The 21,406-nt window shown below is 53.7% G+C and carries 29 protein-coding genes and 1 pseudogene; 13 read left to right on the top strand and 17 right to left on the bottom strand.

Features of this window, described 5'->3' with window-relative positions; all coding sequences use genetic code 11:
* Nucleotides 1-123: 123 nt before the first annotated feature.
* On the bottom strand, nucleotides 124-333 hold the full coding sequence (locus QMX98_RS06165) for a co-regulatory protein PtrA N-terminal domain-containing protein (RefSeq protein ID WP_253148584.1): 210 nt from the start codon (nucleotides 331-333) through the stop codon (nucleotides 124-126).
* Between the two features lie 285 nt (nucleotides 334-618).
* On the opposite strand from QMX98_RS06165, the gene QMX98_RS06170 reads away from it, so the two are divergent.
* From QMX98_RS06170 to QMX98_RS06195, 6 genes and pseudogenes are all read left to right on the top strand, one after another.
* The gene (locus QMX98_RS06170; protein ID WP_253148582.1) at nucleotides 619-1,014 is read left to right on the top strand and encodes a hypothetical protein; all 396 of its coding nucleotides are present in this window, start codon (nucleotides 619-621) and stop codon (nucleotides 1,012-1,014) included.
* A 99-nt stretch (nucleotides 1,015-1,113) separates the two neighbouring features.
* Nucleotides 1,114-1,509 carry a hypothetical protein gene (locus QMX98_RS06175; protein ID WP_149660847.1) on the top strand — a complete coding sequence of 132 codons (396 nt, stop codon included), beginning with the start codon at nucleotides 1,114-1,116 and terminating at the stop codon, nucleotides 1,507-1,509.
* A gap of 125 nt (nucleotides 1,510-1,634) precedes the next feature.
* The gene (locus QMX98_RS06180) at nucleotides 1,635-1,886 is read left to right on the top strand and encodes a DUF2933 domain-containing protein (RefSeq protein ID WP_172791742.1); all 252 of its coding nucleotides are present in this window, start codon (nucleotides 1,635-1,637) and stop codon (nucleotides 1,884-1,886) included.
* 3 nt (nucleotides 1,887-1,889) lie between these two features.
* Nucleotides 1,890-4,247, top strand: a complete 2,358-nt coding sequence (locus QMX98_RS06185) for a heavy metal translocating P-type ATPase (protein WP_282410454.1) — start codon at nucleotides 1,890-1,892, stop codon at nucleotides 4,245-4,247.
* Nucleotides 4,248-4,361: 114 nt separating this feature from the next.
* A complete protein-coding gene (locus QMX98_RS06190) occupies nucleotides 4,362-4,634 on the top strand; it encodes a heavy-metal-associated domain-containing protein (protein ID WP_253148579.1) in 273 nt (90 codons plus the stop codon).
* A 27-nt stretch (nucleotides 4,635-4,661) separates the two neighbouring features.
* Nucleotides 4,662-4,784, top strand: a pseudogene (locus QMX98_RS06195) (DUF411 domain-containing protein); the annotation flags it as partial.
* 52 nt (nucleotides 4,785-4,836) lie between these two features.
* Here QMX98_RS06195 and QMX98_RS06200 read toward each other — a convergent pair.
* From QMX98_RS06200 to QMX98_RS06215, 4 genes are all read right to left on the bottom strand, one after another.
* Nucleotides 4,837-5,115, bottom strand: a complete 279-nt coding sequence (locus QMX98_RS06200) for a hypothetical protein (RefSeq protein WP_095023249.1) — start codon at nucleotides 5,113-5,115, stop codon at nucleotides 4,837-4,839.
* A 55-nt stretch (nucleotides 5,116-5,170) separates the two neighbouring features.
* Nucleotides 5,171-5,554 (bottom strand): hypothetical protein, encoded by a 384-nt coding sequence (locus QMX98_RS06205; RefSeq protein WP_032894847.1) that lies wholly within the window; start codon nucleotides 5,552-5,554, stop codon nucleotides 5,171-5,173.
* A 90-nt stretch (nucleotides 5,555-5,644) separates the two neighbouring features.
* Complete coding sequence (locus tag QMX98_RS06210; RefSeq protein WP_032894852.1) at nucleotides 5,645-6,091, bottom strand: hypothetical protein; 447 nt, start codon at nucleotides 6,089-6,091, stop codon at nucleotides 5,645-5,647.
* A gap of 42 nt (nucleotides 6,092-6,133) precedes the next feature.
* Entirely contained in the window at nucleotides 6,134-6,526 is a 393-nt protein-coding gene (locus QMX98_RS06215) for a hypothetical protein (RefSeq protein ID WP_253148577.1), read from the bottom strand.
* Between the two features lie 227 nt (nucleotides 6,527-6,753).
* On the opposite strand from QMX98_RS06215, the gene QMX98_RS06220 reads away from it, so the two are divergent.
* Nucleotides 6,754-7,233: a transcriptional regulator gene (locus tag QMX98_RS06220; RefSeq protein WP_050499464.1), complete on the top strand. Its 480-nt coding sequence runs from the start codon at nucleotides 6,754-6,756 to the stop codon at nucleotides 7,231-7,233.
* Nucleotides 7,234-7,323: 90 nt separating this feature from the next.
* Here the strand turns inward: QMX98_RS06220 and QMX98_RS06225 are convergent, their stop codons facing one another.
* The gene (locus tag QMX98_RS06225; RefSeq protein WP_253148576.1) at nucleotides 7,324-7,785 is read right to left on the bottom strand and encodes a 3'-5' exoribonuclease; all 462 of its coding nucleotides are present in this window, start codon (nucleotides 7,783-7,785) and stop codon (nucleotides 7,324-7,326) included.
* Between the two features lie 466 nt (nucleotides 7,786-8,251).
* On the opposite strand from QMX98_RS06225, the gene QMX98_RS06230 reads away from it, so the two are divergent.
* A complete protein-coding gene (locus QMX98_RS06230; RefSeq protein WP_253148575.1) occupies nucleotides 8,252-8,587 on the top strand; it encodes a hypothetical protein in 336 nt (111 codons plus the stop codon).
* Nucleotides 8,588-8,704: 117 nt separating this feature from the next.
* The gene (locus tag QMX98_RS06235; protein ID WP_038443853.1) at nucleotides 8,705-9,256 is read left to right on the top strand and encodes an arsinothricin resistance N-acetyltransferase ArsN1 family B; all 552 of its coding nucleotides are present in this window, start codon (nucleotides 8,705-8,707) and stop codon (nucleotides 9,254-9,256) included.
* A gap of 98 nt (nucleotides 9,257-9,354) precedes the next feature.
* On the opposite strand, the gene QMX98_RS06240 is transcribed toward QMX98_RS06235, so the two are convergent.
* The 10 genes from QMX98_RS06240 to QMX98_RS06285 form a co-directional block, all read right to left on the bottom strand.
* Nucleotides 9,355-9,537: a DUF1289 domain-containing protein gene (locus QMX98_RS06240; RefSeq protein ID WP_080727717.1), complete on the bottom strand. Its 183-nt coding sequence runs from the start codon at nucleotides 9,535-9,537 to the stop codon at nucleotides 9,355-9,357.
* Nucleotides 9,538-9,548: 11 nt separating this feature from the next.
* The gene (locus QMX98_RS06245; protein WP_253148574.1) at nucleotides 9,549-9,911 is read right to left on the bottom strand and encodes a hypothetical protein; all 363 of its coding nucleotides are present in this window, start codon (nucleotides 9,909-9,911) and stop codon (nucleotides 9,549-9,551) included.
* Between the two features lie 39 nt (nucleotides 9,912-9,950).
* Nucleotides 9,951-10,877: a CDF family Co(II)/Ni(II) efflux transporter DmeF gene (dmeF, locus tag QMX98_RS06250; protein WP_253148573.1), complete on the bottom strand. Its 927-nt coding sequence runs from the start codon at nucleotides 10,875-10,877 to the stop codon at nucleotides 9,951-9,953.
* Nucleotides 10,878-10,896: 19 nt separating this feature from the next.
* The gene (locus QMX98_RS06255; RefSeq protein WP_080725266.1) at nucleotides 10,897-11,172 is read right to left on the bottom strand and encodes a metal/formaldehyde-sensitive transcriptional repressor; all 276 of its coding nucleotides are present in this window, start codon (nucleotides 11,170-11,172) and stop codon (nucleotides 10,897-10,899) included.
* A gap of 284 nt (nucleotides 11,173-11,456) precedes the next feature.
* The gene (arsC, locus tag QMX98_RS06260) at nucleotides 11,457-11,879 is read right to left on the bottom strand and encodes an arsenate reductase (glutaredoxin) (protein ID WP_253148572.1); all 423 of its coding nucleotides are present in this window, start codon (nucleotides 11,877-11,879) and stop codon (nucleotides 11,457-11,459) included.
* A 20-nt stretch (nucleotides 11,880-11,899) separates the two neighbouring features.
* On the bottom strand, nucleotides 11,900-12,613 hold the full coding sequence (gene arsH, locus QMX98_RS06265; RefSeq protein WP_038443860.1) for an arsenical resistance protein ArsH: 714 nt from the start codon (nucleotides 12,611-12,613) through the stop codon (nucleotides 11,900-11,902).
* A 47-nt stretch (nucleotides 12,614-12,660) separates the two neighbouring features.
* The gene (locus QMX98_RS06270; RefSeq protein WP_099455476.1) at nucleotides 12,661-13,131 is read right to left on the bottom strand and encodes an arsenate reductase ArsC; all 471 of its coding nucleotides are present in this window, start codon (nucleotides 13,129-13,131) and stop codon (nucleotides 12,661-12,663) included.
* Nucleotides 13,132-13,147: 16 nt separating this feature from the next.
* Nucleotides 13,148-14,431, bottom strand: coding sequence for an arsenic transporter (locus tag QMX98_RS06275; protein WP_007247284.1), 1,284 nt, complete (start codon nucleotides 14,429-14,431; stop codon nucleotides 13,148-13,150).
* A 24-nt stretch (nucleotides 14,432-14,455) separates the two neighbouring features.
* Nucleotides 14,456-14,812, bottom strand: coding sequence for a metalloregulator ArsR/SmtB family transcription factor (locus QMX98_RS06280; protein WP_032894886.1), 357 nt, complete (start codon nucleotides 14,810-14,812; stop codon nucleotides 14,456-14,458).
* Entirely contained in the window at nucleotides 14,809-15,231 is a 423-nt protein-coding gene (locus tag QMX98_RS06285; RefSeq protein WP_253148571.1) for an arsenate reductase ArsC, read from the bottom strand. The genes QMX98_RS06280 and QMX98_RS06285 overlap by 4 nt, the downstream gene beginning before the upstream one ends.
* Nucleotides 15,232-15,360: 129 nt before the next feature.
* On the opposite strand from QMX98_RS06285, the gene arsN2 reads away from it, so the two are divergent.
* The 4 genes from arsN2 (at nucleotide 15,361) to QMX98_RS06305 (ending at nucleotide 18,362) form a co-directional block, all read left to right on the top strand.
* Nucleotides 15,361-15,825, top strand: coding sequence for an arsenic resistance N-acetyltransferase ArsN2 (gene arsN2 / locus QMX98_RS06290; RefSeq protein ID WP_150636980.1), 465 nt, complete (start codon nucleotides 15,361-15,363; stop codon nucleotides 15,823-15,825).
* A gap of 72 nt (nucleotides 15,826-15,897) precedes the next feature.
* A complete protein-coding gene (locus QMX98_RS06295; protein ID WP_253148570.1) occupies nucleotides 15,898-16,266 on the top strand; it encodes a hypothetical protein in 369 nt (122 codons plus the stop codon).
* Nucleotides 16,267-16,327: 61 nt separating this feature from the next.
* The gene (locus tag QMX98_RS06300; RefSeq protein WP_186614602.1) at nucleotides 16,328-17,500 is read left to right on the top strand and encodes a DUF3800 domain-containing protein; all 1,173 of its coding nucleotides are present in this window, start codon (nucleotides 16,328-16,330) and stop codon (nucleotides 17,498-17,500) included.
* Between the two features lie 376 nt (nucleotides 17,501-17,876).
* Nucleotides 17,877-18,362, top strand: a complete 486-nt coding sequence (locus QMX98_RS06305; protein ID WP_253148569.1) for a GIY-YIG nuclease family protein — start codon at nucleotides 17,877-17,879, stop codon at nucleotides 18,360-18,362.
* Between the two features lie 121 nt (nucleotides 18,363-18,483).
* Here the strand turns inward: QMX98_RS06305 and QMX98_RS06310 are convergent, their stop codons facing one another.
* Complete coding sequence (locus QMX98_RS06310) at nucleotides 18,484-21,081, bottom strand: hypothetical protein (RefSeq protein ID WP_253148567.1); 2,598 nt, start codon at nucleotides 21,079-21,081, stop codon at nucleotides 18,484-18,486.
* Nucleotides 21,082-21,406: the final 325 nt, after the last annotated feature.

Raw genomic sequence — 21,406 nt, forward strand, 5'->3', positions numbered from 1 at the left:
TGTTAGATGTGCGCACTGGGCGTGCCCCTAAGGGCTAACGCTAGACGAGCTAGTGCGCTTGATGTATCGGAAGATGCCATAAGCCAGCAAACGGGGTGATTACATTTCAGTAAGCTGGTTGGCTCAGCAATGGTGAGGCTGCTTTTCAGCCTTGAGCTTCTCTTGTGCAATATTTTCTTGCGCCTCAGCTCCGGGGGCAGACTTTCCGGTGGCCATTGCCGTCTGGCGAGCTTGTTCCATGCGCTCAACCGCACGGTCGCCGCCACCTTCGGCAAAGGCCAGGGACGATATAGCCAAACTGAGTGTAAGAATCACAACGTTGGTTGCTTTCATAGTGCATCTCCTTCAAGGAATTGACTCTCGTTGAAACCAGAGAGTTTGAGCGTCAGCTCAATGAGGATGATGAAGGGACGCACCTGTCAGCACGCTTAGCCAGTGATTACACTTTTGACAGCACACGGAGAAACTCAACATCTGAAAGATCGACTGGCGTCATGAAATTTAACCGCACCACAGAACCGACAGCCGGCTGCATAAATTGATATAGATCAACCGTGGCACTTCAATGTGGCGTATGTTGAAAAATCAAAATCCGCTAATCAGTACCGGAGATTCTCCATGTTCTGGTTTCGCCATCGTCAACCAACGTTCATACGCCTCGCCGTCGTGCTGTGGGTGTTAGCGTTTGGTCTGGCAGCGACCCAGGGATGTCTGGTACAGCCCAGCCACAATCCGGCTACAACTCATGTCTCGCTGAACACCGCGCAAGATCACGATAGCCACGACGCCCATGCCCTCGGTTGCCTTAAGCACTGCGCCGATGCGGCAATAGCCGTAAGTCCTTCGCTCCATCTTCAAATATTTGACCTGTTCAGTTGGACGTTTCTGCTCCTTATCCCAGCGTTGCTGATTTTGTATCCCGCCAATCCCTCCGCTTTTGCCTTTCTTGCATTACGGCGCCCTCTACCGGCCAGACCTCCTTCCCGCCTGATTTTCGTCCGTCTCAACGATTAATCCGACCTTCTGCGCGCCGATTCTCGGCGCCCTGTCTGACTGCGCCAACCTGGCGCGGCTTGGTATTACCTGAGTTGTCCTGACCCTTTGGAGATTGCCATGCATGCCACATTGAAATTTATCCTCGCCACCCTGCTCGTGAGCAGCCCACTTATCGCCTCGGCAGTCGATGAGCATCACCCGGAGGGGCAGACCGCGCCCGCCAAGACAAGCGAAGCAGCTACGCCGATGCAAAACAATGTCATGACCGAGCAAATGCAAAAAATGCAGGCTGCACACGACAAGGCAGCCGCCGCCAAGACCCCTGCCGAGCGACACGCCGCCATGCAGGAGAGCATGAAGACGATGAAGGACAGCATGGCCATGATGCATAAGAACTGTCATGGCAAGGGCATGGACGGCAACAAAGACGGCATGGAGATGGGAATGATGAACATGATGATGAAAATGATGGATCAGCAAACGAGCATGATGAACATGCCGATGAGCAAGTGACGCGCACAAGCCTGTAGGCAATGCAGCGACGGTTTTACTTTAGCCAATATGCCAAGGGTAAAACTGCCGCCCGTTGCACCTTTACGACGTATCACTAAACAGCACTCCCTCAGGAGTACAGAACCATGATGAATTCGCCACATTCCGCTAACACCTCTCCAACATTTTGGAGGAGCAAACCCGGCATAGCGCTGGGTATGCTGCTGGTGATCGTGCTGTTCTATCTGGCAAGAGAACACTACGGCCATATGCTGGGTTTACTGCCTTATATGATTTTGCTGTTGTGCCCGCTGATGCATTTTTTCGGGCACCACCACGGTGGTCACAGTCATCACGGCGAAACCTCAGTCTCAACCAAGGATGCGAACAGGAGTTAGCTCATGCACACCCCTGAGGTTCGTCAAGAGCACGGCCCAATACAGAACTCTGAACCCCAACCCACCGGCTCCCATGACCCGGTATGTGGCATGACCGTCAGTAACGACAGTCAGTTCAGCACGGAATATGAGGGGCAAAACTACCGGTTCTGCAGCCAGAAATGCCAAACGACATTCAGGGCAGCGCCCGAGCGTTATCGAATATCTCAACTGAAAATCGAACCAGTCCATCAGAGAACAGCAGAACCGTTAACGGGTGCCGCTGAATACACATGTCCCATGCATCCGGAAATTCGCCACATCGGCCCCGGCGTCTGCCCTAAGTGCGGCATGACCTTAGAGCCGGTGATTCCCGAATTGGAGGAAGAAGAGAACTTGGAACTCAAGGATTTCACCCGGCGCTTCTGGTGGACATTGCCACTCACAGTGATCGTAACCGTGCTGGCTATGGGTGGCCATGCCCTGGAACTGTTCCATGGCACCACGCAAAATTGGATCGAGCTGGGATTGGCTACACCCGTCGTGCTGTGGGCTGGCTGGCCGTTTTATGTGCGTGGTGTGCGTTCGGTGATTCAGCGAAGTCCGAACATGTGGACGCTAATCGGCCTCGGTACGGCGGCGGCCTTCCTTTACAGCGTCGTGGCCACTCTGACCCCCGATGTATTCCCCAGCAACTTCATGATGGAGGGCCGCATCGGTGTGTACTTCGAAGCGGCGGCTGTGATTATCTCACTGACCCTTCTCGGCCAGATGCTTGAACTCAAGGCTCGCTCGCAAACCTCGGCTGCCATCAAGTCGCTGCTTGGACTGGCACCCAAAACTGCCCGACGGATCAATGCCGATGGCACGGAAGAAGACATCCCTCTGACACACGTACACAGCGGCGACACGTTACGTGTGCGACCGGGCGAAAAAGTGCCTGTTGACGGTCAGGTGTTGCAAGGCGAAAGCGCTGTAGATGAGTCGATGCTCACCGGCGAACCGATACCGATCATGAAGAAAGCCGGCGACGCGCTGATTGGCGCCACTCTCAACATCCACGGCAGTCTGGTGATGCAGGCGCAGAAGATAGGGTCGGCGACCCTGCTCTCACAGATTGTGCAGATGGTTGTGCAGGCACAACGCTCAAAAGCGCCGATGCAACGTCTGGCAGACGTGATTGCCAGTTACTTCGTGATCGTGGTGATTGCTATCGCCGCGCTGACTCTACTCGGCTGGGGGCTGTGGGGGCCCGAGCCAAGTTGGGTGTTCGGACTGATTAACGCTGTTGCGGTCATGATCATCGCCTGTCCCTGTGCCCTTGGCCTAGCGACACCGATGTCAGTTATGGTTGCGACCGGCAAGGCTGCTGGCAGTGGCGTATTGTTTCGCGATGCCGCCGCCATCGAAAACCTGCGCAAGATAGATATCTTGATAGTCGACAAAACGGGCACCCTCACTGAAGGTCGACCAGCGTTCCATAGCGTCGAGGCCGTACCCGAATTTACTCAGGATGAAGTGTTGCGCCTGGCCGCAAGTCTCGATCAGGGCAGTGAGCATCCATTGGCCCACGCCATCGTCGAGAAGGCTCGTGCCGCAGGGCTAAAACTGGTGACACCTGAAACCTTCGAGTCAGCCTCAGGTATAGGTGTAAGTGGTCAGGTCAAGGGTCGCCGCCTGATGCTAGGCAATACCGCGTTGATGCAGGAGGCGGGCATTTCCACCGAGAGCCTGCAAATAAATGCCGAGAAGCTACGCGGCGACGGTACGAGCATCATGTACTTGGCAGTCGATGGCGCCCTGGCCGGTTTGCTGGCTGTTGCCGACCCCATCAAACCCACCACGAAGCTGGCCGTCGAGCGTCTGCAGGCGGATGGCGTCAAGGTCATCATGGCCACTGGCGACGGCCTTACGACTGCTCGTTCGGTAGCTCGCCAGTTGGGCATCGAGGAGGTTCACGGGGAGGTCAAACCGCAAGATAAAGAACGTCTGGTGGCATCTTTGCAACAAGCCGGACACCGGGTGGCGATGGCCGGCGACGGCATTAATGATGCCCCCGCACTGGCTCGCGCTGATGTAGGTATCGCCATGGGCACTGGCACTGATGTGGCGATGAACAGCGCTCAGGTCACCCTGGTCAAGGGGGATCTGCTCGGTATTCTGCGTGCTCGCAGCCTGTCAGTCGCAACGGTGAGAAATATGCACCAGAACCTGACCTTCGCCTTCCTTTACAACGCCATGGGTATCCCACTGGCTGCCGGCTTGTTCTTCCCACTTACTGGTCACCTTCTGTCACCGCTCATTGCAGCACTGGCCATGAGCGTGAGTTCGGCGTCAGTGGTATTCAACGCCTTGCGTCTACGCCAGGCTTCAATTGATTGAGTGAAAACGACCGCTTGACCTTGCCATGGCGGCAAGGTTGAGGATAAGCCAACGCCGCAGAGAAGCCTCATTCGTCAGTCTTTCCATGATCAACTTTGTTGTGAGGAGTCACCAATGAAAACTGTTGAACTACAAGTCCCGGGCATGAGCTGTGGTTCATGTGTCAAACATGTCACTGAAGCACTGCGCCCAGTTGAAGGCGTGAGTGACGTATCGGTGGATTTACAAGCCGGACGGGTGAAGGTCAGCGGCGATTCGCACAGCCATGCGCTGCTTACAGCCCTGGAGAACGCGGGCTATCCAGCACAGCTGGCGACAGTGGAAAGCGTAGCGAGTAAGAAAAACTCGGGCTGTGGCGGGAACGGCGGCGGTTGCTGCTGCCGGTAAGAATTAGTAATAAACTGGAGAACTCGCATGAATGCCAGTCTTCGAATTGCCGCGTTCACGACACTACCCATGACCGGAGCGGCACAAGCCGCTGAAGTCATCGACGTTTACCGCGATCCTAACTGCGGCTACTGCAAGGCAAACCATCTCAGCTCTATCGCTACCATCATGACGCTTTAGTAAAATGCTTGAAGCGTCGTCATCAAAGGTCATCCTGCTCTTCCCGAATGTCGACTTCGCCCATCGCTCCTAGGTAAATTTTGCGACAAGGAAGCTTGGTGATAAGCCCGTTTTCGAAAAGCACCCTGGGTATATCGCCAAACAAACTCGACACTTCCCATTTCTCTGTGAGCGGCTTCACTGCCTCTGCTATTAATGAATCGAGGTCGAAGTCCTGCGTTGCAACAAAGGGCCCAGCGCGGTCGTAATTCTCAAAAATGCCCGAGGCAATGCAGATGACTTCGCCTGCCTTGACGATCATGACACCACCTCGAAGCCATTCAGGAGGGTTCGCCAGTGGAAGAAGACCACGACCATTACTGTAACCCTCGCGGGGTGAAGTGGTGCATCCCCCGTGAAAGCCGCAGAAACTCACGCAGGCTTGCACGTCCATTACCCCTCTGGAACGTCGCCAAGACGTAACGACTATTCTCCGTCGTCATCACCCAAAACCTGCCTTCACGCTCGACTTTGATCACATCAGAAGTGCGGATCAAATGGCCGTCGCCGAACCGCCCATACTGGTCTTTACGGTTGTGACCAAACACTACGCCTATGCCCGTTCGGGCTTTGATGGAGGCGCTGCAAAGATACGCTGTGATCGGTCTATCGAAGCCTTGCGCCTGGGCTTTTTTGATTCGTATTAGGTCGAATTCTGTGTGGCGCTTCCCATAAAAATCCAAGCCAATCATGTTCAGCATTGTTGCACTCCGTTGGCGGTATATACGGCGTAACCAGGAATTCCACACGCAACCATCTGTGCTGGTATCGTGCAGAAATCTTGGTAAATCTCAGGCTGTACGAATCATGTTTGCGTGATAGATCGGACGAAGGTTGCTCAGCACATCAGTGTTAAAGCTAGGTTGGTGAGAGCTGTGGTATTTGGAGCCGGTCTCCACCTCTAGCAGGCACACAACACACTCGTTTTGGTCTTCACCAAGCGTCACTTTGGTCAGCTTCTCCATGCGCCAAACTCCCGTGCCATTCATGTGGGCAGGTGTGACAACTTGCACCTCTGTGATGATCGTCTCCGAGTCCTGGGCAATCAGCAGTTGCTGAAGCCGTGGTTCGCTGTCGATCATCAGAACCGCCTCTGAAGTTCTGTCCTCGTACATGGCTTGGACAGTTACGTGATACCAGTGATTACGAAGCACTTTGGATACCTGTTGCCATTGGTATTGACCCTCACCGAACATGCCCGGTAGGCCCAGCATGTCGGCGTCGTGTGTTCTAAACATCGTATGTCCTTGGCCTGAAGGGGCTCCGATATAGAGCGCAGGTTAGAAGAGGGAGAAAACGTCTTTCAGGCTTGCGAGCTGTTCATGACCAGGGCCAATCAATACGTAAACAGAGTTTCTGGTCTCGAACGCAACACCGTCGTGGAGACCGGTGCACATGCTTGAACGAACCCAATCGCCGCGTTCGAAACGGCCTTGGCTGTCCTCGGCCACGTTGTGAGCAAACAGGATCATCGGGAGCTGGCCCGCTGCATGACATTTGAAGAGTTCGTCGCGGGTGACTTCAATGCGAAATATTGTCCAGTCGCGGACTAGGCAGTAAGGCTTTTTAGGAAAGCGTTCGACTGCTAAAGCTCGAGCTGCAGAGGTGCTCGACAGGCCCTCAAGTGGTGTCCGTGGCACATTCATGAAGTCGGGTTCTTCGACGCTAGCCATAGGGCTTCCTTTCATTAATAACCTGGAAATTGACAATTCAATCCCGCTTGTTGTCGCTCGCACTCGAGCAGATGGCTCCCGCAAGCAAGGTGCTTAGCTCCGCTTACGGATGTATATGCATCGAAAAGCAGGCCTCAAAAACGCTGATAGCACCGTAATACGGATCATAGCCCGTGTTATGGTGCGTCGCAATATGGCCTTATCCTCGATTTGCGTGGGGAAATGTCATGGAGGCCGCAGAAGCCCTAGCTGTAGTGGTGCGAGCACTGCGTAGAAAAAAAGGTCTTACGCAAGAAAACCTGATCACTATTGACCGTTCCTATTGGGGCCGGATTGAGCGTGGGGAGGTGAACATCACGATTGATGTGCTCATTCGTCTCGCAGCGCTGCTTGAGGTTGAGCCGGCCTCATTGATTCTCATGGCGACGTGTCTACAGTCCAACGAGCCGCTTAGGGAGGGGCTGAAGCGTCTGAATAAGCAACTAAATAGGATAAAAAAGGACAGCGTAGATATTGAGATGGAGTCGTTGGTAAGTGCAGGGAAGCTTCCTCCTGGTCGACCGGCGCGATCCGGAGCAGCGCAGAAAGCCGCAGAGGCAAATCGCCTGAACAGTGAGGGAGTGTCAGTGACTGAGATATCGGAAGCGTTGGGTCTGTCTAAAACTACTATTCGTAGGTATTTGACCAGCAAGTCCGAACAGGCCTGATTTTTGAATGACCAGCACCAGGCTTAAGATGTCCCAAGAAGGTATGCTGTGGAAGACAGCTTTAGCTCACCTTGGCCTCTTAGGACTTCATCACCCTTTCTTCAGATCGCTTTCGGTGAACATGCTAGCGATGATACGGGCGTCAAGAAGAGCGTGATGCGGAAGCGGAACCCCGTCACTTGTGGCATCCAGAGTGGTGGCGTCAGTGGGGTAATTCCGGACGTTCCTTGGCCATTTACCATCGTCATATGCGAGTTCGCAGAAAAGCTCCCAGTCGTACTGTGGAGCGTCTGTGACAATCTCCAGAACTTCGTCGAACGAGGCTAGGAAATCGAGCAGTGCACTTCTTGCCCCGATAGTAGGTTGTGCATTGCCACCGCCCCATAGCTGCGGAAGAACGATCTCTACGACGAAGTCGCTGCAATCTTCCTCTCGCCATGTGTCGACCAATTCCACGTAGAATTCGCGTCCATCCTCAGCTACCAGTGCGAGTGATATCAGCTTCGCTGTGGCTGAGAGCCGGGTAAACTCGCAATCAAGAAAGAGCCTCATGTTGGAACTCCGTTATGACTAGGGCTCGCCTGGATATGGCGCAGGAGGGTCAGTTATGGGAGATGGCCCTCGAGCATCTCGGCTCAGACGGACTCCTCCAAGCGGTCATAGAAATGTGGAGCCGCGCCGGGTGCCCGTCCAGACCAGTCGTTGAGCATCTATCCCACGACAAGGTTAGCCAAGAAGTCTTGAATATACTGAAAATTGCCCAGGAACGAGTCGGTGCCTTCGTACCGGGTCGAATTCGGGCTGCAGGCACAGTCACCTTATACGCTCGTCACGCCAGCAGCTTGGTTGATGGGCTCATCACATTGCTACCAAAGACGCAGCTTTCGCGTGCCCTGCGAGGCTCATGTATTGAAATCGAACTGGGGATTTAACGTCCAAGCAGTTTCCCGATGGACGCCGGTCAGCAGCAATCTTTGTAGAATTTTACCAGTGAAGTGCCACCCCTTTGAGATGCTCTATGAACTCTGAATTAACCGAAGAAGAAATGCGTCGTTCCCTTTTTGGTACGCCTCAGCCAGAGGAGCAAGTTTCTACTCCGCTAGTGCTGGAGCCTGTGCCAGAGATCGTTTTCACGAAGCCCGCAGAGGCTCCACTAGCCAAGAAGAAAGTGACGAAGGCGTTTACGCCCAGGCTGCGGGTCACGCTCCGGGTTGGGAACGAGTTTGAGGGGAAAATGACCGAGTTGATTCACGAGGCTGATACGTTGAGCTCGTTGCTTGCGGAGCAGGAGGCCGTGAGGGCTGCAAGGAAGAAGTACAAATATGTTGAGGTCGTATCAGTCAGATCGATGTAGAGGCCTAGCTGAACTACTCAGGCGAATGGTGGCGCTCATAACATCTTCACATTTCGACCATGTCCAAGGCTGATCTAAAAAGGGTAATGTTCAGCTTTCGAATCAGGGACGACTTGCATGGCTTTGAAAATCCGTACGGCGACGGTAGCAGACGCTGTAGCCATCCAGCGCATTTACGCCCCCATCGTTTCGACAACGGCCATCTCGTTCGAAGAGATTCCGCCAAGCGCTGAGGAAATCGCTCAGCGAATAGCGACAACGCTTTTGACATATCCCTACTTGGTGGCCGAAGAAGGTGGGGAGATCAAGGGCTATGCCTACGCAAGCCAGCATCGCGCTCGTCCGGCCTACCGATGGGCTGTGGACGTGACGGTGTATATAGCCGAGTCGGCTCGCCGGCAGGGCGTTGGCCGTGAACTCTATGAAACCTTGCTTCCGATTCTCGAAAAGCAGAGGTTTCGCGCAGCTTACGCCGGAATTGCGCAGCCCAATGAAGGAAGTGTCGGTCTGCACGAGTCGCTAGGATTCGTACACATTGGGACGTATCCAGAAGTGGGCTTCAAGCTTGGAAAATGGCACGACGTCGGTTACTGGAGGCTTGGGCTGTGTCAGGCAACACCTCCGTTGGAACCCATTCTTTTCCCCAAGCTTGAGGTTGCATCGCAGTAGGTTCACTCGCTGTGCGTTGTGACTATCAGACTTCGGCAGTGAGGTGGCCTTGCAGCTGCTTGAGCACAGCTCGGGCAACGGTCATCCTGTGGAAGTGACTAACCTTGCGCTTTTTTCAGCCCTTTCAATCGCACGTTCGCTCTTTGCACAGCTGCCATTTTTTCAGGCCGCTTCATGCGTTTCCACTTTCTAATGTCTTCCTTGCTGCGCCCGCAACTCACACAGAGATCACCACTCAGCTGGCAAGTCGAGATACAGGGATTTTCGATTTCTTTAGCCATTGTCAGTCCCCTTAGGTCGCGCCTATTTGAGCAAGACGATTTTTCCAGTTGCCACCGTGTGTGCGCTGGCACTCCTCTTCAGAGTCGAAGCAGACATTGCGGTCTGAAAGGTTCAGATCGATGTCGGCCTCGTTCAATGCGATGGAGGTCAACTCCAAAATGCGCGCTTTCGATTCAGCGTGGGCGAGCTCCTTGTCAGCCAGTGTTTCGAATACCCAGACTACCTTGAGGGTTTTACTCAGCGCATTCAGGTCGGCGATATGGGTGAGCCACGTAAATCCTTCGATCTCCCCTTTTGCTGTTTCGCACGCTTCAGTGAGGGTGGTAATTAATCGACGCTCGATACGCGCAAGCTCACGTTTCCCTAGTGACATTGGGAGTTCCTATGAAGTCGAGGTTAGGAAATCGGTAAATCAAACCAATCGAAACTCGACCGTCAGGTGACTGACTTCGTGGACAGGCTTGAGTCGTTCACGAATGCTTTCAGCGTTCACAGTGGATTCGCCGAGGACGCTGACAATAGCCGCATGCGCCTCTGGCCCGACCCGCCAGACATGCAGGTCTGTAATGGTTGCATCACCCGGTTTCTCAACCAGCTCTCGGATTTCCTCTGCAACGTGCTCATCAGTTTGATCCAGCAGTACAGCAGAGGTGACACCCATCAAACTCCATGCCCAACGCGCAATAACGATGGCACCCACAATGCCCATTACCGGATCCAGCCACACCCACCCCAGATACCGGCCAGCGAGCAGTGCTGCAATTGCCAGGACAGAGGTCAGAGCGTCCGCTATCACATGGACGTACGCTGATTTCAGGTTGTTATCGCCATGCCCATGCCCATGCCCATGATGATCATGGTCGTGCCCATGACTTTGGCCGTGGCCAAGCAGAAGCGCGCTCACAATGTTTACGATCAAACCCACAATCGCAATGAGCGTAGCGGTTCCGAATTGAACCTCCGTTGGCTGCAAAAGGCGCATGACTGACTCTACGCCGATGACCAGGGACACCATGCCGAGAATGAGCGCCGATGCAAATCCGCCCAGGTCTCCAACCTTGCCCGTACCGAAGCTATAACGACTGCTGGAAGCGTGGCGTTTTGCGTAACCGTAGGCAGCTGCAGCGATGCCCAAAGCGCCTGCATGGGTTGCCATGTGAAAGCCGTCGGCAAGTAAAGCCATCGAGCCAGTGATATAGCCGGCGACGATTTCGCCAACCATCATCACCACCGTAAGCGCCACAACCCAAAGGGTGCGTTTGGCATTCTCTTCGTGTGCTGACCCAAGGAACACGTGGTCATGTACGTGGTTAATTACGATGTTGTGGCTGCTGCTCATGAACATGTACCTGGATTTTTCATTTGGAGTAGCGGCGAATGGCTTCAAGAAGCTCTTCGACACCCTTGTTGCGCTCTTCATCGCTAAGCGTTGGGCTCGCTACATGCTCTCTGGCGTGATCCTCAATAATTTCGTCCATCAATCCGTTGATAGCTCCACGTGTGGCAGCTACGAGATGCAATGTTTTCGCGCAATCGGCATCCGATTCCAGTGCACGCTCAACGGCTTGGATTTGCCCCGCGATGCGTTTCACGCGCTTGAGAAGATCGTCTTTGTTTGAAGCTATATGGCCCATGGGAGAACCCCCTTTGACTGTGCATACGCGCATCATAGGTATACCCCCTATACCTATGCAAGCGCCGTTTGACGGAAAGCTCATAAACAGCTATTTGCCGAAACTGGCTTCAGATAGGAGGAAGGGCGAAACAGGATGATCAGGACTCTGCTATTGGCCGCTCTTTGCTATGATGTTGACAAAGCGAGCAGGTCAAACGAGATGCAATTGCTGGTTAGGTCGAATGCAGACGGTGGCCAAGTGGAGTGCGAATGGGACTCCAAGGCCACGTACTTCGGGTGGGATCAAACCCTGTTGCCATTCTCATCAATGACGACTTGTCCGTCTTCCTTGACGAAACTGCCGCTCTGCTCCTGAGGCAGAAGGTCGAGAACGGCCTCTGACGGGCGACACAAGCGTGTGCCCAACGGCGTCACGACGATGGGGCGATTGATCAGGATAGGATGAGCCATCATGGCATCGATGAGCTGCTCGTCAGTCAGCGATGCATCGCCCAATCCCAGCTCCTCGTACGGAGTGCCTTTGATACGCAAAAGAGCCCGCACTCCGATACCCATATCCCCAATGAGTCTGACAAGTGTGGTGCGATCAGGCGGGGTCTTCAGATACTCGATAACCGTCGGTTCTTCCCCGCTGTTACGGATCAACTCCAAGGTGTTGCGAGAGGTGCCGCATTCGGGGTTGTGGTAGATCGTGATCTGGCTCATATCGCTTCCTCGTACTGACGTTAGATGGAGCGCTGGTTGACGCGTTTGGAAAGCTCTTCGGCGGACTCTTTACGCTCGGAGTACCGATCAACCAAATAATCCTGGCGATCCCGCAACAGCAGGGTGAACTTCATCAGCTCTTCCATCACGTCCACGAGACGGTCGTAGTACGAGGACGGCTTCATACGACCTGCCTCGTCGAACTCGGTAAATGCCTTGGCAACCGAAGATTGGTTTGGGATGGTGAACATCCGCATCCATCGGCCCAGTACGCGCAGCTGATTAACCACGTTGAAAGATTGCGAGCCACCGCAGACCTGCATCACTGCAAGGGTCTTTCCTTGCGTAGGTCGTACAGCACCTATCGCCAGCGGAACCCAGTCAATTTGGGCTTTGAATACTGCACTCATAGAACCGTGACGCTCAGGGGAGCACCACACCTGCCCCTCAGACCATTGCATCAGCTCGCGCAGCTCAGCGACCTTGGGATGTGTATCGGCAGCGTCATCCGGAAGCGGCAGACCCGATGGGTCAAAGATCTTGGTTTCAGCGCCAAACTCATTCAGCAGGCGTGCCGCCTCTTGCGTGACTAACCGGCTGAATGAGCGCTCTCGCGTTGATCCATACAGCAGAAGAATGCGAGGTTTATGGAGCGAAGGCGTGCGAGGCGACAGTTGCTCCAGCGACGGAATGTCGATCAGGTCGGCGTGTACGTTCGGCAATGTGTCTTGCATATAAACTCCTACGGCGGCGCCTGGTTGGGTGCCGCCTCGGTTGATCTTTAAAGCGAACCGATGCGGTTCAGTTCAGCTTTCAACTGTTCAGCGCTGATGGTCTTCAGTGGCAGCGCAAGAAATGCGCTCACGCGCTCGTGAATTTTGGCGAGTGTGGTTTCAAAAGCTGCGGTGATCTCGGCTTCCGAACCGCTAGCGTCAGACGGGTCGGCCAGACCCCAATGCGCCTTCAAAGCTGGCCCAAAGAAGATTGGGCATGCCTCACCCGCTGCCCGGTCACAGACAGTGATCACGATGTCTGGAGGTGAGGCTTCAAAAGCATCCGAAGCCTTGCTGCTCAAGCCCGCCGTGGAGATACCCGCCGCCTCCAGCGTTTGCAATGCCCGTTGATTCACCCTGCCACTGGGAAAGCTTCCTGAGCTGACGGCTTCTACACCCTCGGGCGCCAAGTGGTTGAAAAGCGCTTCGGACAGAATGCTGCGGCAGCTGTTGTGGGTGCACATGAACAAGACTTTCATCAGACGATTCCTTGATTCAAAAACTGAGGCGCAGTGCCAGGGCGGACAATGTGGCGACGAGGATGGGCACGGTCAGCACGATCCCGGTCTTGAAGTAGTAACCCCAGCTGATCGTTATATTTTTCCGGGCGAGCACGTGCAGCCACAACAGAGTTGCCAAGCTCCCAATTGGGGTGATCTTCGGGCCCAGGTCGCAGCCGATGATGTTGGCGTAAACCATCGCTTGCTGGACAACACCATCGACTTCGGCGGCATGAATGGATAAGGCGCCTACCAAAACGGTGGGCATGTTGTTCATGATCGAAGACAGCAACGCTGTTAGCAGCCCTGTACCAAGGGACGCGCCCCAAACGCCATAACCGGCGAACACGTTCAGGATCTGCGCGATGTGGTCGGTCAGACCGGCGTTCTTCAGGCCATAAACAACCAGGTACATACCCAAAGAAAAAATCACCACCTGCCATGGCGCCTCTTTGAGCACCTTGCTTGTATTGATGGCGTGACCACGAGCCGCGATGACGTAAAGAATGAATGCACAGACCGCTGCAATGGCGCTGATTGGCACCCCCAATGGCTCAATGACAAAGAAGCCGATCAGGAGTAGTGCCAACACCCACCAGCCGGCTACAAAAGTGGCCCGGTCGTGGATTGCTTCGTCCGGATTGTCCAGTTGGTTGAGGTCATAGGTCTTTGGTAAATCTTTGCGGAAAAACCACAGCAGCATGGCTAACGTCGCCGCCACGCTGACGATGTTTACCGGCACCATGATCGAGGCATATTCGTTGAAGCCGATATCGAAGTAGTCGGCAGAGACGATGTTGACCAGGTTGGAAACCACCAGCGGTAAGCTCGCCGTATCCGCGATAAAACCGGCTGCCATGACGAATGCCAACGTAGCAGCAGGAGAAAAACGCAACGCCAGCAACATCGCGATCACAATGGGTGTGAGGATCAATGCTGCTCCGTCATTGGCGAACAGGGCCGACACAGCTGCGCCCAGCAGGACGATAAATGCGAACAGCTTGCGGGTGCTCCCGCCTCCCCATCGGGCCACATGCAGCGCAGCCCACTTGAAAAAACCTGCCTCATCAAGCAGCAGACTAATGATGATGACCGCGATGAAAGTCCCAGTGGCATTCCAGACAATGCGCCAAACCTCTGGTATGTCGGCAAGGGTAACGACACCTGCCAGCAACGCCACGATGGCACCGAACATCGCACTCCAGCCAACCCCAAGCCCCTTGGGCTGCCAGATGACAAGGACGATGGTGGCGATAAAGATCAATACGGCAATCAGCATTTCATTAATCCGGTTGGGCGTGAATCAGCTACACACGGCTTGGTTGATCGGACGGTCGTTCATGCCGCAGAGGCGCTTAGCCTCGGTTTCCAGCCATTGCTGATTGGCGTCTACTACTTCCTTCAAAACTGCAGTCACCCACGCGGGCAAATCAGGATTCAGTCGGTAGTACACCCATTGGCCTTGGCGACGATCCAACAGCAAACCGGCGGAGCGCAGCAGCGCCAAATGACGAGAAATCTTCGGCTGACTCAGGTCAAGTGCTGCCGTCAGCTCGCATACACACAGCTCACCTTCACTCACGACAAGCAGGGAAATTTTGGCTCGGGTGTCATCCGCCAGGCACTTGAATAAGGTGGTGGGGTTCAAGGGTTCTGTCATAGATCCTCCAGGTGTTTGGTCTTGACCAAAACGAAGAGCTTGATGCGCTCGTGGATGTCGTGGAGCGTGTGGCGAAATGCGCCAGGATCATCGCTAGTTACTGGGTCAGGAAAATCCCAGGCAATGACTTCACCTGCATTGGGCATTGGTAGGCACTCGCTTGCGGATTTATCACAAAGAGTGATTACGTAATCGAATCGGCCAGCTTGAAACTCGCTGATGGACTTGCTGCGCAGGCCCGTTGCATCGACTCCAACTGCCTCCAATGCTTGAGTCGTGCGCAGATCAACCTCAGACGGTTCAGATCCTGCGCTGAAGGCCTCGAAGCGCGGGTCGGTGTGCCGCAGCAAAGCCTCTGCAAGCAGGGAGCGGGCCGAGTTGGCAACGCACACGAAAAGCACTTTGATAGCAGGGCTCATGGTGGAACTCGATGCATATGGAAAATCGAATATACGCTTTGGCGAATATTCGGTAAAGCGAATATGATGTCTGCTGTTTCGGCATGTGCCCTAACGTTCCATGCGTGTCGGCATAACGGAGATGAGAGGATGGAGGGGGATATGATGATCCAGGCAACGGAAATAGCCGGAGGGCAGTCGAAGCGATTTCGCGATGCGCTGAAATTTGCTGACCTTCCAGCAGACGATATTGATCTTCCAGGCCGAACCTTTTTTGAGTTCACACTGGATGGCGAGACGGTCGCATGGGGAGGATTCGAAACGCATGGTACGGACGGGTTGTTGCGTTCTCTGGTCGTAGTGTCGACATTCAGATCGAAGGGAGTCGGTGTCGCGGTGCTTCGGGTCATTGAAGCGAAAGCCGCCGAGCAGGGAATCGCTCGATTTCATTTGCTGACAACAACTGCTTCAGGCTTTTTTAAGCAGCAGGGCTATGCAGTAAATCAACGAGGCTCTGCGCCACCTCTTATTTCTCAGACGGAACAGTTCAGGGGGCTTTGCCCTGGCTCGGCTTGCTACATGTGCAAAGCATTATCTGCGAATGCACGAAAGTAGCTGATCACCTTGGTGATGGCTTTCAGCCTCGATGCCAGCTAGATTTGGAGCTTTCTACGATCAAGGAAGGATATGAAAAAGCTCATCGCAGTCATGGGGATGTGTGTCGCACTTGGCGGTTGCGCTACGTCGCACTACACCGCAGGACGAGACTTTCCGTCGGCCAGTGTAGCGAGCATCACCAAAGGCAAGACCACGACTGCTGAGTTGAAGTCGCTATTTGGTGAGCCCTACGCTAAGAGCGCAGTCAGCGAGACGGACGAGAAGTGGATCTACACCTACACCAATGGCTCAGCCCATGCCCAAAGCTACGTGGTCACCATGAAGGTGACGACTACGGGCACTCAGAAAACTCTCGACGTCTTGATCCGAAATGACGTGGTCATCAACTACACGTTCAGCGAAGGCCCCGCTCCAGGCACTACCACTGCGACGAACTAAGTTCGCCACCTTGCCATTGGGCGACCCACTGCGCTCAGCACGTTGTTGATGGAGCAAGCTCATGGACAGAACATATGCCTTCGTGGATGAGTCCGGGAATTCCGACCTTGATACGTCAAAGGGAGGAAGCTCAGGCTTCTTCATCGTGTGCTCCATTCTGGTGGCAGAGAAAGATCTGGAAGCTGCTTATGCCCAAGCTGAAGCACTCCGCATGCGTCATTTTCAAACAGGCGAGATCAAATCTAGCAATCTGAAGCCCAAAGATTCAGATCGCCGTGCCCGAATCCTCAACGAGCTAGCTGAGCTGCCATTCAAGCTCTATTTCACCGTCGTTGATAAGTCTCGAATTCACAAAGACGGCGGCCTCCGTATCAAGACCTCGTTCATAAAATACGTGAACGGGTTGCTCTATGAACGTTTGTTCCGCGCATACCCTGACCTCCAGATGGTCGTAGACGAACATGGTGGCCAGGAATTTCAGGAGAGCCTCAAAAGCTACGTTGCAGAACGATTCGTGGACGACCTATTTGGCGATAAGGATGCCTTCCAGACGATGGCCAGTAAGGACAACGTTTTGGTTCAGGTTGCGGATTTCTTCGCTGGCTCAGTCGCTCAGATCTACGAAGAGAAAGCATCGGAAGAAGCAGTTCTTGCCTACAAAAAGATCCTACGCAGCCTGACTCTTGGAATGCTTGAGTGGCCATCCAAGTACCAGTCTCTTCTGCCACCACCGACGGATGAATCTGGGTATGCAGACTACCAAGTACACCAAGAAGCACTCCGCCAGGCTGATCGTTTTAGCGAGCGGGCTGGCGAACACCCTGATGAGGATGAGCGCCTGCAATTGAGTATCCTGCGGTTCTTAAGATTTCAAAGCGAATTCGTCACCAAGGATTACGTGCTGACTACGGAGATCATGGCGCATCTAAAAGACAGCGGACTTGGAGAGGTCAACGGCCAGAGAATCCGATCAAGTGGCATCGCCAAGCTTCGGGATGCGGACGTCATCATCACAAGCGCGGCCAAAGGCTACAAGATCCCTCAAACACGGGCAGACATTAACGAATTTCTTGAAAGAGCGTCAGGCATTGTTGTTCCTCTACTGGAACGGGTCAAAAAGGCTCGAGAGGTATATCGGCTGAGTAGTCGAGGAGAATATGACATCGTGACGGCGGCCAACTTGGCTGAACTAGCCAAGCTGCTCGCTGCGCTCGAGGCATTTGCAGATGACTGAACTCAGTCATGGCCAGGAACCTCACCAGGCTCCAAAGCTAGAAATGAAAGGGGAGCGCTGGCGATTAGGCAATTCATGTCGATAGCTGCGTTGCGCTGGGCTCGCCATGAGGCCAGCGAATCCGAGAGTCAACTACCCTCCTAGAGTCGAACGCTAGCGGTACGTTGCTCTGAGATACATATTTAATGCCCCCAATACGGCACATTAACCATAATTTTTGGGCTTAATGACCCTATTTGGGGACATTAAACTGAGCGAATAACGCGACCAATAATGACGTTGGCCCCTGCTGCGTGCACTAATAAATCACCAGGGCAGAAGATCTCTTTGCCGATGCTAAAAGACAGGGAATCGCAGGCGTAAGAAAGGAGCGGAAATGATCTATTTTTTCATTGAAGATAGTAATGAGAAGGTGAAGATAGGTCGGGCCAAGGACATCGAGCTCCGCAGAAAGGGCCTTCAAACCGGGAATCCGAGGAAGCTTTTACTTCTGGGTTGGATTCGTACAGATGATGACGTGCGACTGGAGAAGGAGATCCATCAGAACTTCTCTCACCTTCGTGGTACTGGCGAATGGTTCGATCTGGATCCTGCGGACATCTTGCCGATCCTCGAGCATTTCGGCATCGATGGCTTTGTCGGTACGACCGACGATTCTTTCGAAGTCATCGGCAATGACCGGGATGGCGTGCCCGAGTATCTCGGCGTCTGGAGTTGGGGCAATCTGGAATGGAACGAGTGCTGCCCTTTCTGCGGAAGCTTCTGCGGCATGCACTTTCAAGACGCGTCGAGTATGTACCACTGCCTAAACTGCGACACGCTTACCACCTTTGATTTCCTGATTCATCAGGAGGAAGAGTGACAGCTCCCGAACCAGCTTTTGCATTGGTAATGCCGAGCTTGCTTTGATGGCTTTTGCTGTCCAGCATCAGGCCAGAATCAGGAGTTTCATCATGATTCTGCCCCTCGCTCAATGAGTCGTGCTAGCTCGCTCTCGATCCAAACTCGGCAATCCATTTCTGCAGGGCTGTTAAGTCGGCTTCAAAGACATCCAGCTCAAGAGCGCTGCTGGGCATCTCCTCAGACTGAGCATGCTCATACACCGAGTAGCGTGTCATCAAGTCATCTATGAATACGCAGTCGTCGTTTGTTACCTTGGCGACCTTGTGTAGCTTGCCTTGAGTGTTGATTGCACGTCTAAAGCGGCCTACGACGTCTGCCAGCAAAATGTACTCAATCGTCTTCTCGACGATGATCCTGAAGTCACTGCAAGCGCTCTTGGCGAGCGACTCATAAGCCTCGACTTCGGCCTTCTCCTGGTGTTTTTTCAAGCGCGTAATCGTATTGTCGATTAACCCCCTGACAGCACTTTCCGGTCTCAGGTCTCGAGCGCTTGCAGTAGCGACGATGCCTGCAGTCTTCGCCATCCTCTGTAGTGACGTGAGTGTCGGCTTGATTGAAGGCATCCCTGGAGTCTGCTCCCATTTCTTGGTAACAGCTTCTACTTGGGCTACAAGAGACAGTCGGTGGGTGAATACGATGACCTGCCTGGTCTGTGACAAAGACACGAGACGTTCGACAACCTTCTCTTCAAAATCTTGGTCGAGTGAGGATATCGGGTCATCAAAAATGAACGGAGCTAACTGGTTTGATCCTGTCGTGTCCGCTAGGAAAGCCGCGAGTGCCGCGATCCTGGTTTCACCCTCGCTCAAGATATATTCCAAACCATGGGAGCCGTGCGCACCTACGAGATTTAAACCAAAGGTGATCTTGCCTTTGCCACCCGATTTGCTTAGTGGAGCTATTGGAATGCGGTGGCCACCGAGTAGCTTCAACTCTTCGATGAATCGAGCTTGATAACCAGCATCCAGTTCAGTTTTGGCCAAGTCATTTTTTTTGGTGGTCAGAGCGTTGGTGGCCGCTGAGCGTGAGGCTTTGTCTATCGCTGCGACTGCTATCAGCCTAGCCCTTTCAGCGCTAATAGAGGTCTTGTTTTGTGAGAGCCACTGCTTGGCTTGAAGATTCTGAACTCGCTCATGCATTGCTTGACGATGCTCATCCTTCAGCAGAGACGAAAGGCTACCTTCTTCGGTAAGAAGGTCTGCTGACTTCGTTTTTACCGCTTCGTTGATGCTCTTCCAGTCGAACGGTTGCATGGTGCCGACAGGGCTTCCCGACACGATTTGATCACGCCTTGCTTTTAGCATGCCAAGCCAGAAGATCGCATCCGTTTCCTCGAAGCCTAAAGTGGACATGTGAACGATCCAGCTTGGTTCCCCGGGAAGAGTTGGCAACAGGGTTTTCTGATCAGTAAAACTTTTTTCGGCCTTCTTGGCGGCTGTCTCAAGGCCGTCAGTGACGAACTTCTCAAACCCAGTCAGGCGGGCTTTGGCATTCTCATCAAGGCTTTGATGGCATAGCACGCAGCGTGAGTCAGCTGCAATATTGGGAAACTGAGATTCTGTGTAGGCCGTGCCGTTCGAGTATGCGCGTGCGTATTCCCACATATCTTGCCAGGTCGCAGAGCCAACACCATCGAGTTCGGCTTTACCGAAAATCGCTGCCGCCGCCTCTTCGCTCGAATTCCTGGCCTTGACAGCGGCGTTTCTCAGGGTCTCTAGCGTACCTGCCGTCGCATCGTTCAATCCCTGTTGAAGAGTCGACATTGCTGTTTCAATACTCTTCAGCGCGGTTTTTTCTTTGTTAATGCTCAACAGCCGGCCTGCAATGTCTTTCTCTGCGAGTAGGGCCTCCTTCTCAATGCGCTCCCGATCAAGCAGATCTGTGAACAGACATTCCTTATCAATACTGGCGGTCGTGGTCGCACTCTTCAGGCCCTGAAGCCATTTTGCTTCGGCGGTGTGATTTAGCGTTTCTGGGATGGCAGGTAACGCTTTGCTGAGTAGTGACTTCTCTCTTGAAAGCTCTTCACTAACAGCGTCCGCTGTGACGATCAGTGCCGATACAAACTTCATCCGACTGGGCTCATAGCATGCCTCAGTCCTGCCCATGTACTGCTGGGCGGCCTTACTATCGAACACCTGTGCATGTCGTAGAGCTTTGTGTGGCCCGCTTGGGACGTCCCAGTGAACATCCGCCGGCTTACCGTCTATTGACACCTTGAAATGAGCGCGGCAGGGCGTAGGGGTCGGATCGAACACGTTGCTGCGTATTTCGTCTTTGGAGCGTGATCCACAGATCTCCTTCAGCAGCCGCGCAAAACCGCTTTTACCGGCTCCATTCTGTCCGTAGATCACCGAGAGATTGCTTTTGCCGAATGGAAGATTGGCACCAGCCTTGATAGCGTTCAGCCCATGCACATCTAGGATCTCCTCGATCCGAAGCAAAGGTCTATTGGCTACCAGCGATAAAGTGCCAGGCGTAACGGTCAGGAATCCTGGATCAGCTTCATCGTTGGCTTCGAGCTTGCAAAGCCTAGCTAGCGCTCTAATTTCATCCGGGTTCAACTGCCGCTTCGAGTCGATGATCATTCGAGCTGCGGTCTGCAACCACTTGGGGCGCGCATTCAGCCATGTCTCGAAATCATCAGCTACTACTGGTGCTATCTCAATCTTCGACATGGCAAACCTACCTCAAGAGGGAATCCATGAGCGTAGGCACAAAGTGGCTTATTGCTATTATTTTTCCATTGAGCTGATTGCAGGATGTAACCGGAAGGCAAAAAATGGTGCAAGCAACGCTTTCCAAGCTGCGCCGGCAGCACGATGAGGAAGGAACCCTTGGGCCGAAACCTTGCCCAGCCAGTATTCGCCTCACAACAGTCCCACGATACTAAATCAAACCAAAGCTTTTTATATAATGATACTAAAAGGGTACATTAAAGCGGTTTATGGTACTTAATGATCCCGAAAGGGTACATTAGGAGTGACGCCGCCTTGCGAAGGC

The sequence above is a fragment of the Pseudomonas sp. PS02303 genome (assembly GCF_029959925.1).
Classification (GTDB): Bacteria; Pseudomonadota; Gammaproteobacteria; order Pseudomonadales; family Pseudomonadaceae; genus Aquipseudomonas; species Aquipseudomonas mandelii.